This is a genomic window from Brevibacillus sp. YAE8, from assembly GCF_057543335.1.
Map to the genome: position 1 here is coordinate 85340 of NZ_BAAIYG010000008.1, position 11508 is coordinate 96847.

Annotated in this window: 10 protein-coding genes and 1 pseudogene; all 11 read right to left on the bottom strand. The window is 53.0% G+C overall.

All coding sequences use genetic code 11. From position 1 onward, the window contains the following. Nucleotides 1-72 precede the first annotated feature (72 nt). The 11 genes and pseudogenes from AC27IT_RS13345 to AC27IT_RS13395 all read right to left on the bottom strand — a co-directional run bounded on the left by AC27IT_RS13345 (nucleotide 73) and on the right by AC27IT_RS13395 (nucleotide 11357). A pseudogene (locus AC27IT_RS13345) lies at nucleotides 73-552 on the bottom strand (ABC transporter permease). Between the two features lie 75 nt (nucleotides 553-627). Continuing rightward, on the bottom strand, nucleotides 628-2697 hold the full coding sequence (locus tag AC27IT_RS13350) for a hypothetical protein (RefSeq protein WP_283858642.1): 2070 nt from the start codon (nucleotides 2695-2697) through the stop codon (nucleotides 628-630). Next, the gene (locus tag AC27IT_RS13355) at nucleotides 2687-4558 is read right to left on the bottom strand and encodes an ATPase, T2SS/T4P/T4SS family (protein WP_283858641.1); all 1872 of its coding nucleotides are present in this window, start codon (nucleotides 4556-4558) and stop codon (nucleotides 2687-2689) included. Before AC27IT_RS13355 ends, AC27IT_RS13350 begins: the two co-directional genes overlap by 11 nt. Then, complete coding sequence (locus AC27IT_RS13360) at nucleotides 4555-5400, bottom strand: CpaE/TadZ family protein (protein ID WP_283858640.1); 846 nt, start codon at nucleotides 5398-5400, stop codon at nucleotides 4555-4557. Before AC27IT_RS13360 ends, AC27IT_RS13355 begins: the two co-directional genes overlap by 4 nt. A gap of 33 nt (nucleotides 5401-5433) precedes the next feature. Continuing rightward, nucleotides 5434-6141 carry a hypothetical protein gene (locus AC27IT_RS13365; protein ID WP_036623518.1) on the bottom strand — a complete coding sequence of 236 codons (708 nt, stop codon included), beginning with the start codon at nucleotides 6139-6141 and terminating at the stop codon, nucleotides 5434-5436. Nucleotides 6142-6152: 11 nt separating this feature from the next. Further along, nucleotides 6153-7274: an SAF domain-containing protein gene (locus AC27IT_RS13370; protein ID WP_036623520.1), complete on the bottom strand. Its 1122-nt coding sequence runs from the start codon at nucleotides 7272-7274 to the stop codon at nucleotides 6153-6155. Nucleotides 7275-7372: 98 nt separating this feature from the next. Next, nucleotides 7373-7930 (bottom strand): hypothetical protein, encoded by a 558-nt coding sequence (locus AC27IT_RS13375; RefSeq protein WP_487091831.1) that lies wholly within the window; start codon nucleotides 7928-7930, stop codon nucleotides 7373-7375. Continuing rightward, on the bottom strand, nucleotides 7918-8130 hold the full coding sequence (locus tag AC27IT_RS13380) for a hypothetical protein (protein ID WP_036623523.1): 213 nt from the start codon (nucleotides 8128-8130) through the stop codon (nucleotides 7918-7920). Before AC27IT_RS13380 ends, AC27IT_RS13375 begins: the two co-directional genes overlap by 13 nt. A gap of 73 nt (nucleotides 8131-8203) precedes the next feature. Beyond that, complete coding sequence (locus tag AC27IT_RS13385; RefSeq protein WP_425325241.1) at nucleotides 8204-9151, bottom strand: ParB/RepB/Spo0J family partition protein; 948 nt, start codon at nucleotides 9149-9151, stop codon at nucleotides 8204-8206. Continuing rightward, nucleotides 9099-9926, bottom strand: coding sequence for a ParA family protein (locus tag AC27IT_RS13390; protein ID WP_036623525.1), 828 nt, complete (start codon nucleotides 9924-9926; stop codon nucleotides 9099-9101). The genes AC27IT_RS13385 and AC27IT_RS13390 overlap by 53 nt, the downstream gene beginning before the upstream one ends. Nucleotides 9927-10121: 195 nt before the next feature. Then, a complete protein-coding gene (locus tag AC27IT_RS13395) occupies nucleotides 10122-11357 on the bottom strand; it encodes a hypothetical protein (RefSeq protein ID WP_283858639.1) in 1236 nt (411 codons plus the stop codon). Between the last annotated feature and the right edge of the window lie 151 nt (nucleotides 11358-11508).

Here is an 11508-nt window from a genome sequence, read left to right on the forward strand (position 1 = left end):
CTTGAAAACGCCGGGGCGTCCGTCTATACCCGAAAGGACGCCCCGTCAGCGTTGTGATGTCAGTAAGGGCGCTTACTGCTGACGAAACACGATGCCGCGAATGACGTTGCTGCTGTCGTGCACCAGTTGCGCCCGAAATTTGCCGCTCGGATTGACGTAGTTGATATTCGCTTCATCGAGCGCATGGCTCAGTTACCCCGGCGCATCACCAACCACTGAGCCGTAAGTCACACTGTCGATCGGAACACCCGTGTTGATCACCTTGCCATACCACTGACCCGCCGGATTTTTCCCGGTGACAATCTGGATGCCGAACTCTTCTTTATCGCTGAACTTGCGCAGCGCGTTGACCACCTGACTGCCCGATAGCGTCGTGTTGTCGTACACCGTAAATGCCGTTTGCGACAGTTCCGTCTGGATATTGCTGAAATTGCTTTGCGCCGCCTTGGTGGAGTCTTGCGCGGAAATAAACAATACGACGGCGAGGGTAATGAGCGCGATGGCAAGAAAAATGCCTGCCGCCATCACGAGTGCTTTTTGCGCGTTGGACATGAACCGATCTCTCCTTCAAATAAAATTCGAAATAAAAAGACACTTCCCGATTGGAAAGCGCCGCAACATGTCCGTTTACTGAATGCGTTGAATCTGTTCGTAGTAAACGGACATCTGGTGCAAGCTGACGATGACGAGCGGAATGACCAGATAACCGAAAATGAGGGCCATCATCGGCGCAAACCCGATCCATTTTCCCCAGCCCGCCTTTTGCTCGATCAATTGCTCGTACTCCTGTTTGCGCTGCTCCTGCGCGTAAGCCTGTTCCGACTCCAGGTCGTCGAACGCTTCCCGGATCGGCAAACTTTGCGCCGCCAGTTCCAGCTTTTCGACCGTGCGGACGAACGGCACAAACGGCGCATCCTCTTTCAGCTGCGCCAGCGCCTGATCCGCGCCCTGTTCGAAGTGAAGCAAGCAGGTTTGCAGCGGTTCCTTGAACACTCGGGCAAACTGTTCCATCCAGATGAGCAGATGCTCGACCGACATCCGGTCCATATCCGCCAGCATGGCGATGACGGCATGCAGTTGATCCACTTCATGCTTCATCTCCATCTGCCGCATGCGCCGCTGGAACAACCGAACGCCGACCGGCATGGCGTAGCCGCCCCATCCCGCGAGAGCGGCGAGGAGCGCTTCCCACCACTTCACATACTGATTGTCCAGCTTCGTGAGCTTGACCATAATGCGCCGAGCCGCGGCGCGAAGCTGATCGTCCTGATTCGCCGTCGGCGTTTCGCTGCGGAGCAGGGCCATCACCGTTTCTTCGGTGCGGTGCTTCACCTCCTTTACGCGATCGATGATGCGGCGATCGAGCGCCGCCGCCTCGCGCGCCTTGGCTTCCTCCTCCGGCGAAAGTTGGCCGAACAGGATGCCCGGCTTTACCGGCACATACAGGATTTGATGCCGGCTTGCGGCATGAAGCGTAATAAACATCCCGAGCACTGCCAGAAAAGCCATGCCCCCCGCCACGATGCGCTGCACATAGAGCCATTCCAGCCGAAGCGGCGACGCGGTGTCTTTAAGCAGCTTGACCATGCGGTCAGCTTCCCGGGAACCGGGGGCGGGACCGAAACGATGCACAACCCAGCGCATCCACGGCCATTCGCAAACCCGTTTCTCCCATCTTTTTCGGCCGGTTGGTTTTGGACTCGCGTCCAGCTCCTGAATGTTCCGCAGCAGGACGTAGGACAGCCATACGACCGCAATCAGGCCGATTTTCACGATCCAGCCGGTCGTGCTCGCATAAAAGGCGTCCATGGCCGGAAAGTAATGGCTGGCCCAAGCTTCGATCGGCCGGGTAAACAAGAGCGGCAACAGCGCGATGGCGGTCAGTCCTTGCAACAGGAAACTGAGGCGCTCGCGGCGCAGCAGTTCCAGATTCAGTTCTGTCGCGAGCTTCCCGAGCGCCTTCAAGTACACGGAACCGGCTGCGGTTCGTTTGTCGCCGTATTCCTTCACCAGATGCGACAGCCCGGCCAAGCCCTGCAAATAGCGGTTCGGCGCGCTCTCGATATACTGCGCCAGCCGCTGCTCGGCGTCGCTTGCCGTGAGCACTTCGTATATTTCGTGTCCGTGCAGCGCCATCTCATACGGCGCGCCGTCCGCCGCTTCATAAATGGCTTCTTCCACCATGCCATGACGATGATAATGATGACGCACATCCGAGAAAAAATGCCGGAGTTGCCGCAGCAGTCGCGTCTCCAGCCGATGGATCAGGTTGTCCGAAAAGATCCCGTGGCCAACCCAGAAGCCGATGCCCATCATGCCGAGCGCGGCCGGGTCGCGCACGCCGAGCGCCAGCGGAACAGCCGCCGCGAGCAGCACGCCCCATATGAGAAGCGCCGTCTTCATCGTCTCCAGCCGCAGCTTCCATTCGTCGCCAAGCTGGAGAATGGTCATTCGTTTGCGAAGTTGGTGCAAATAAGCGCGTAGAATCGGTACGTGTTCGCATAGGCGATACAACTGCTGCAACACGCTGTGCAGCGCTTGCTTCTTGCGGGCTTTGCCCGGTTTGCGCAGCGCTTCATACCGCCGAACGGCCTCCGCGTCCGAACCGTGGCGGGATACCCATTGAAACGCCGCCACCATCGCGAGGAACAATACCGTCGCGGCGCCCAGCAACAGGGACAGCCATTCAAGCTTCATCGCGATCCCCCCAGTGAACCGCCAAAAACGCCTCGAACGCCGCCTGGTCCGGCCCGGCGAGGCATGCGGCGATTTCCTTTCGGCTTCGCTCGGACAACGGATGAACGGCGACATAGCGTCCGTCTCGGTATTCGATAACGTTCCGCGCGACATAAAGCGGGCGGTCCGTCGAGCGGCGGAAATATTCCAGCATCGTCTCCATGAACGCCGTCATTTTCTCCTCGGTCGTCGTTTTGAGGCGGAACGTCTCCGGATAGGCCGTCTCCTGCTCCACCGGAACGCATTCGGTAATCCGTTCGATGTAGCGATGTCCGTCCGCGTCCCGCCTGAGGTGAATGTCGAAGTTGATGACGCTGACGACCTGCTGCTCGGCCACTTTTTCGTTCGTAAACACCCCTGTCTTCAGCAGCGAATTGCGCAGCGAATAGACGAGATCGCGGAACGTTTTGGCATGATGCGTAAACAAGGTGAACAGCGAAGCGACCTGCGCCATCTGCACCATCCAGGCTGCAACCGGGTCGGTCGCCACTTCTCCCAAAATATTGACCGAGCCGTCCGTTTTTTTCTGGATGTCCAGACCGTCCTGCCCGGAGATCGTTTCCGTTTCCCGCAAGCTTAAAATGTTGCGTTCCCGGTATATTTTCCGAAGTTGAAGCTCAAAGCTCATTTCCTGCACCCGGATCGGCAAGATGGCCGGAATGTAGCACACCATCGCCATCAAGAGCGTCGTTTTGCCGCTGCCCTGCGCGCCGGTGATGGCCGTGATACGCTCGCCCATGACGAGATATCGGATCAGTCCGATGGGCAGCTCGGCGTTGTCGTCCTGAATCAATTGTTCGAGCGCGGCGTTTTGCACATCGAATTTGCGCACAAAAAAAGCCCACGATTCGCTGAACCGGGGGCGCAGCACGACGACGCGGGAGCCGTCGGCCATTTCGTTCACCTTAAAGCCGTTCGCCTCGGACAATTGACCGGGAAAATTATGTTTGTACACGTTCTGGCACACGCGCCTCAGTTCTTGCTCCGAGCCGAAGGACAGGAAGCTCAAATGAATGGATTTCCCTTTATAAAACAGCCACACGCTGTCATGCGACCTTGGCACCTCGCGCAGCAGCGCTTCTTCCTCCAGGCTCCATTCGCCTTCCCACATCGCCGGGGGGATGCCGGATACGCCGCCCGATACGCCGTCGATTTTCATGTCGCGGATTTCGTCGATGACGCTAAACCCTTTGTACTGCTGGTAGATCCGCTGCACAACGATCTGGGTTTTGTCCTCGACAGACAGCCTGCGCGCTTCCTGCTTGTAAATATCGCGAATTTCGTCGGCGGTAATCCGGTACGACTCAGTCTCTTCGTCTTCCAAGCTCCGTTTGGGGCAGTCCAGTTCATATTTGCGGATCAGTTCGTCCAGCGCTTTCAAACGATGTTGTTTTTTATAGAGATAGAGCAGGATGTCAAATTGATCTTGCGATGTGAGCGCCTGCGGGTCGTCAAACGGCAGGAGGCGATTCAGGTTATTATCGTCCAAGGTATAACGCTGTTCGAGCAAATCGGAGATGACCTGCTTCATATACGCCTTGTCCCGCAAATCTCCGGACGTGCAGCCCCGCAGCGCCTTCTTCAGTTCTGCGCGCTTGTTTTTGCGGCGGCGGTATTCTTCTTCCGACAAGCCGAAGTCAATCAGGTTGCTGCTCGTCATCTCGTGCAGCGCCTCTTTCACAAACACGGTCATCGCTTCCAGCGTATAGACCGGCTTTTCGTCCGGCTGCTCCGGCAAGCGGCGGCTCATACGCAAATAGAGCAAGACGCCGATCGCAACGAGGATGCCCGCCAGAAGCAAACCGTTCAGCGCGAACATCATCGGTTATCATCCTCCTTCCCTCCGAAAAGAGGCTTGTCCAGTCCGGCGTTGTTGATGATCGCCTGCGCCAATGTCCGCACTTGTTTCATAAAAGAAGCATTTTCATGACTGCGCGGCACCTGCCGGTTGCGAAATAAAAAACGGACGGCTTCTCCTTGTTGGGTCGCGTCCAGCCAGCCCGTATTATGGACAATCGGGTACGCTGGCTCCCGCCGATGGAACTGGCGCTTGATATTCTTAACGGTCAAAGCGGAGCGAGGATCGTATTGTCCGAATACAAGCAAATGCTTCCGGTCGGGCTGAAGCTGCGCCTCCACCAGCGGAAAGACCTGCTCCAGCTTGAGCGCGTTTTGCGGCAAACAGACGACCAGCAAATCCGCCTGACGCAGCAGCGCCTGTGTCCACGCCGACAGGTTGCCGCTTCCGCCGTCCAGCAATACCAGATCGTAAGCGCGCCTTGTCAGTTCCAAAAGAGGCGCAAGCCATTCCTGTGCGGCGGAAACAAACGATGCATCCGGCTTGTTCGATCCCGGAAGGATGTCGAGTCGGTCGGCGAGCAGCGGCAGCGTGTAATCCCGCAACCTGTTCGGTTCCAGCTTGCGGTTCTGCAAGAGCCTGAGCAGCGAGTCGATGCCCGCGTCAGGCGGGGTGTCCGCTTTGCTCATCCAGCCCCGTCTCGGGTAAAAGCTGCGTTCGATGGCCGCGTATTCACTTTGCAAATGCCCAAGCAGCAAAAGGCGCGAGGAGTATTCCAATCCGAGCAGCGCCGCGGCGGCGATCAGGTTGCTCGTCGTACCGGCCTGTCCCGAAACCGGACTCCAAAACACCACGGTAAAACCCATTCCTTCATCTCCTTTCATGCGACTTTACCGGGTTCACGCACGCTTTCGCGCACGCGCCCATGCACGCCGGGCCGTTTTGGCATCGCAATCAAACAACTGTTGCAGCATGTCCAGCACGTTCCGGCGATACGCCCCGGACAGCCGCCTGATGTCAATGCGGCCATGATGCTGGTTGTCCAGTTCGACCGACATATCCCGTTCGTCCAGCGGAAAGCGGAATATCGCTTCCTCCCAGCGTACAGCCTGCTGCGGCAGCAGCGAATCGAAATAGGTCTCAGGCATGGCGATCTGCAGAGTGGGAGCAATCAGTTTGTAAAACGTGAGCGGCTGGCCTTCCGCTTCGTGAAGGCACAGCCGCTGCATCAACTCCGCGTTTTTATGCATGCCGAGCCGGCTCCAATTGCTGCACCAAACCCGCTTGTCATAGCCCGGCAACTCTCGTCCCTTCACAAGTTCGGTGTGATCGGTGTCGAGCAGCATGACATCGTAGGCCGCTTCGCCTTCGGCTTGAAGCAGGGAGCGTTCCAATTGCGCTGGCGTGATGAGCCCGGTCGCCACATCGATGCCTTCAAACTCCCGCAGCGAATCGCCGAATTCCCCTCGCGGCAAATAGCCTTGCATGGACTGGGCAAGGGTGGAATCCACGATCAGCACCTTTCGCTCCATCGCCGTGAGCAGCTTGCCCAGCACAAGGAGCAAGTGGCTTTTGTCCGGCGCGCCGAAAAACACGACTTTTTTCATAACGGCCTCCTTCACTGATTAAAAATTTGCTCCAATTTATCCACTTTTGCAGGCTCTCCAGACGACGAAGCTGGCGCCGGTTCTGTTGAAACAGATGATGTAGACTCCGCTGACGTTTCCGGCCGATTCTCACTCGTCGTTGTCGGAACGGAAGAGGTGGGCAGCGGCTGCGCAGCTGGCGGTTCCTGATCGACCGTAGCCGTTGCGCCTGCCGGCGGCGGCGATGGGGTCGCCTCATGCATGGCATTGCCTTGCTGCGTGACAATCCGTTCGTTTTGCAGTTGCTGCTGAACCGTTACGCTGCCGCTCGTTACGCGCAGTTTGTCCGACTCGCTCATCGCCTTCAGATTGTCATCCAGTGTCGTTCGCAGTTGGCGGGCAAGCTCGGTTGTCGCTTTTTCTAGCAGGTTCGGATCATGATCCATCAAGTCGAGCACCTTCGGATTGGCGGGATAATTGACTACTGCCGATTCCTGCAAGCCCGGCTCGATGTAGGGCAGGGCATACAGCCGCGCGCCTTGCAAGTAGGCATCGATGATCGCGCTTGAAGTCCGTAATAGATCCAGCTCGTTCATTTCCAGCCAGATGACATTGCCGGACAACTCCCGCGCCTTCTTCTTCGCCAGCAAGACAAAATCCTCGCCAGTCGGGAAGTTGATTCGCACGTCGATGTACTGTCCCTTTTGCAGATTGGAGGGAAGCTGAATGACTTGAAACTCCTGCACCCGCAAATCCTTTGGGATTGGCGCGCCCTCGTACAGCATGGAAGGCATCAACGGCGTGCCTGGCTCTAATTCGATTTTGGCGCTTTTGCCAATGACCGCGTTCTGATCAGTAATCATTCCTTGCGGCACCAGATTCGCAGGCAGCGGAACAGACTTGAGGTCTTCCGCCTTCACGATGCCGCCGGCCGGAACAGCGTGCGCCACAGTCCAAACGCTTCTGCGCGATTGTTCCTCTATCGTTTTCAATTCTTCGATTTGCCTTTCATAATGTTCCTTCATTTGCTGTTGTTTCTGCTCTTGCTCTGATTGCTTAATCAGAGAATAAATGGCCGCAGCAGCCAGTAAACAAACGCTTACGGCAATCGCCGCGATGATAAGCGCCTTGCGGTGCCGATACGTCCACGACATCGCTCACGTCTCCTTTCAAACCAAAATTGAAGTGCTGTCGATTGACTTTACCGGGCTTCGTCACGTTGCTTCGGCTTTTGCTGAGTTCCAATCTGATGCTACTCCAATTTTTCTTGCGCCCATGCAGGCATATGCTCCGGTTTTATCAGACCCATAAAATCCTCCCGATTCCAGCGAGCCTCTTCTCCGGTATACAGATTGATCACGTAGACGGCGCGACCTCGGGAATTGGCAGAGGTGCCAAAACCGCTTAGCGCCAGCACAAGCTGGTTAACAGCGGTGCGGTATTCAGGTCGCAACCGTTCCGGCCGGATGACAACAACCTGGTGGTCAATGCGCATCTCTTCGCGAATCGGCTGGCATTGGACTTGGGTAAGGGGAGATAGGGGCACCTTGACACTGGCCCTTTCTTCTTTGAGATCCTCCAGTTCCCATTGCACGCGGGAAACAAAGTCATGCATGGCCTCAAGATAATCCGCGCCGGCCGCAATCGCGTAAAATTGCTCGACACCCAAAGAATTGTTTCGGGTGCAGGTACAAACCATGTACGGCCGTTCGGCATTGGTTTCGTCTACACCAAGCAGCACTTCCACCTTCCCGATGGAGATGGCCTGAACGACTTCATAGTTGTCCACCATTCGCTTTATTTCTTCCATTGTCCGTCCTCATTTCCTGGAAAATTGCTGTCATTCCTCGTTCCCCGGTTTTGCTTTGATAGGCCGACATTACGAGAGTTCTTGTTTCGCGTGCGCGGTTGTTCGATCTCATCCTCCAGAACTTCGAAGCGGTTGAAACCCGGCTTTTCTTGCATCAGGCGCTCATATTGACGACGCCTCCCTTTCGTGAAATACATCATGAATCGCCTCCCCAAAAATGGGTATAAAAAAGCTCTCCGTCTAGGGGAGAGTGCCTGCCGAACTGGATTCAGGTTAACGTTCCAGTTCCCGTTGCCGTTTTTTATACCAGCTTTCCAGCAGTTGTACGATCAGATCTTCCTTTTGCTTTTCGGTAAAGTCCCTCGGGAAGAAACGGTCGATCCGCTCGCGCCGAATGGTCATTTTTTCTTTCTGGTTCGGCTTCTCCTCCGTGAGAATCGAGAAGATGACATCCACGTTAAGCCGCCCGTCCTGGCTCAGTTTTTTCATGCGCTGCGCCTGCGCCAGCGAAGGCGTGCAGTCTTCGGACTGCATCGTTTCGTACAGGGCATGCTGTTCTTCTTCGGCCAAGTAAGAAATCTCTACGGCCGGATTGAAGGCGATTCGTTTATCATCCACCATTTCGAGAATGGAGGGGGTCAGTTCGGTAAGGCGGATATAGCGCTGGATTTGATTACGGCTTTCGCCTGCCTGATCTGCCAAAATTTCAACTGAATATTTTCCTCGTAAATCCTGCCCAACTTGGGTAGAATTTTCTTTACTCGGTCTGCCCGCCTGTCTCTTCATCGCCTCCAACTTCATCTTATAGGCAAATGCTTTCTCGCTTGGCGCAATATTTTCCCGTTGCAGGTTGCTGTCCACCATGATGATCGTCGCCTGATCGTCGTCCAGTTCGCGAACGATGCAGGGCAGCGTTTCTTTGCCTGCCAGTTCGCTCGCTTTTTTGCGCCGATGCCCGGCTACCATTTCGTAGCCGCCATCACCTTTCGGACGTACCAGTCCGGGAACGAGAACGCCGTATTGCTTCACGCTATCCGCCATTTCCAACATCGCTTCGTCCGCCTTCACCTTGAACGGATGGCCGGGAAAATCGCTGATTGCAGATAAAGGGATGTCCAACACTTTTTCCCGCTTTTCATCGGCGCGGCTCTCCTCGGTGGAGAATAAATCAGCGACTGTGGTCAGTTTGATGCTGGCGCGCATGTCGTCTTTCGCTGCCAATGCTCTGCACCTCCTTCGTAAAGGCGGCATAAGCCTCCGCAGCTTTCCCATCCGGATCATGGACGTAGATGCTTTTCCCCTTGGCGCTTGTTTCCGCCGCGCGAACGGATAAGGGAATTTCGGTGTTGAACACGCGCAGCTTGTCGCCGTAGTCGCGCCGAAGAATAAAGGAAATGTCTTTGGCAAATTTCGTCCGGCTGTCGACCATCGTGAGCAGCACGCCGTTCAAAACCAGCTTCGGATTGATTTGCCTGCGCACACGGGCAATGGTCTGCAAGAGCTGTGTCATTCCCTTGGCGGGCAAATAGTGTGCTTGAACGGGGATAATGACGCTGTCTGCTGCCGCCAACGCATTGATGGTCAACATGCCCAAACTCGGCATGCAATCGATCAGCACGTAGTCGTAATCGGCTTTAACCGAATCGATGTACGAACGCAAAATCGTTTCTCTGCTCATCGTATTGACGAGCGATACCTCAACAGCGGACAATTCAATATTGCCTGGCATCAGGTCAACGCCTTCATGGTGATGCAAAATACCTTCCCGCGCTTTATAGGATTCTTCCAGCATCGTCTTCGCCAGCAATGTCGCCAAAGATACCGACAAATTATCCGGCTCGTGGAAACCTAACGAATCCGTCAGGTTGCCTTGCGCGTCCGCATCAACCAGTAAAACCTTTTTCCCCTCGGCTGCCAAACCGATCCCCAGATTGACCGCCGTTGTGGTCTTGCCAACGCCGCCTTTCTGATTGGCGAGGGCGATCACCTTGGTCATCCTACACTTCTCCTTTCACGCAAAAAAGCCGGTTGCGCTGATATTTCAGGACAACCGGCTTTTTGAGAGTATCTATATAAAAAGAGAACGCCGTATAAAGAGCGTTCTCTTGAACTAATATCTCAATCCATATCGTTAACTTCTGTTGTTATTTTTGATTTTTTGGAGTCTGTAAAAACATCTTGGAGAGCAATTTCAAATCGGAAATAAATCGATTTTCCCTCGTTTGCTAAAGTCAATTTCTGTACTTTTACGGTTTGCTTTTCGAAGTACCATCCCAATAACTTTGCTGAATCTAATGAAATCCGGCCCTTTTAAATTTGCATAGAAAGTATACGCCATCTTAGTCTCATCGTCCCAAGCATTCCACAAATCTGCACTCAGAACCATGTTTTCTGAATATAATGGTAAAATCGTCGACAAATAAAATTTAATTCTATCAATTGAAGCATTTTTCAATTGATGGAATAGCATTTCATATATATGCTTTTCGCCTTCCAAACAACTTAATAAAATGTACGACTGATTTATTTCAGGAAAAACAGTCACAGCAAGCCGATGCATAATTCCCTTAACAGTGTGTTTAATTTTTTTTCCATCTAAATCATAATCAAGAGCTATATAAGAGTAAACAGCAAATTTAATCTGCTCAGGTATTTTAATGACGCAGGTTTCGATACCTCCATACGTTTTCGATAGTATTTGTTCATCGAAATGAGCTTTCACTGGTTCGAATTCCTTCATTTTCAATTGAAGCATTCTATAAAAGCCCACCATCGTAGGAGCTTTAAATGCAACAGGTTGTTTCACAAACATCGATCTAAAAATATCTATCGACATCCGTTGCTTGTAATACTCGAAGATAAAGGCCTTATATGCATATATGAATTTCATTTTCTCATTCGTTTCTTCAAAATCCGGCGCTCCTTTTTCTATGGCTGCGAATACAGTATTATCATGTAAATCGCAAAAACAAGTTTCAGTAGTCGCATCGTTTGCACTTGTTCTACTTACCTCAACAATTACTTCTGATTTTCCGTTCAACATTGGAACTATGAGAGGTTTCTTTTTGGAATCTAACATGTAGACATGTCGTCCTTCGCCCGCAAGCAAAGTAATAATTTTATTGTTCTGTAAAGCATGTGCACCCTTGATTCTCCCTTTGCATTGCGCTTGTTCAGGATGCATACAAATTTTTTTCATAGACTTTCTCATCAGTTCCATTAATTGAACCTCGGGCGGCTTTTGGGATTTTTTCTCAGAAGAAATCTTCTTATTTTTGCAACAGAAACCGTATTTTTTGCCACTTCCACAGGGACAATTTTCATTATTCCATATTCGTATCTGTTTAAATATATTCAATGCAACCGTCCCTTCATCAACTAATTCCCTTCCATCATGCTTTATAAAATAACAACCTAATTTTAACATAAACCCAAGCCTTATTAAGAATGCCCTCCAAATTGAGTGAGCCGGACAATAGAGGTATTACTTTTGTCAACGGTTTTTCCCCAATTGAAAAATATCTATATAAAAAGAGAACATCCACTAAGGACGCTCTCTTAAACACTCAAACTTTTGA

What these genes read in the sequence shown, in the direction of transcription:
- AC27IT_RS13360 (WP_283858640.1), bottom strand. Translation starts at nt 5,400, where the DNA reads ATGGGTTTTACCGTGGTGTTTTGGAGTCCGGTTTCGGGACAGGCCGGT.
- AC27IT_RS13355 (WP_283858641.1), bottom strand. Translation starts at nt 4,558, where the DNA reads ATGATGTTCGCGCTGAACGGTTTGCTTCTGGCGGGCATCCTCGTTGCG.
- AC27IT_RS13370 (WP_036623520.1), bottom strand. Translation starts at nt 7,274, where the DNA reads ATGTCGTGGACGTATCGGCACCGCAAGGCGCTTATCATCGCGGCGATT.
- AC27IT_RS13380 (WP_036623523.1), bottom strand. Translation starts at nt 8,130, where the DNA reads ATGATGTATTTCACGAAAGGGAGGCGTCGTCAATATGAGCGCCTGATG.
- AC27IT_RS13375 (WP_487091831.1), bottom strand. Translation starts at nt 7,930, where the DNA reads ATGGAAGAAATAAAGCGAATGGTGGACAACTATGAAGTCGTTCAGGCC.
- AC27IT_RS13390 (WP_036623525.1), bottom strand. Translation starts at nt 9,926, where the DNA reads ATGACCAAGGTGATCGCCCTCGCCAATCAGAAAGGCGGCGTTGGCAAG.
- AC27IT_RS13395 (WP_283858639.1), bottom strand. Translation starts at nt 11,357, where the DNA reads ATGTTAAAATTAGGTTGTTATTTTATAAAGCATGATGGAAGGGAATTA.
- AC27IT_RS13365 (WP_036623518.1), bottom strand. Translation starts at nt 6,141, where the DNA reads ATGAAAAAAGTCGTGTTTTTCGGCGCGCCGGACAAAAGCCACTTGCTC.
- AC27IT_RS13350 (WP_283858642.1), bottom strand. Translation starts at nt 2,697, where the DNA reads ATGAAGCTTGAATGGCTGTCCCTGTTGCTGGGCGCCGCGACGGTATTG.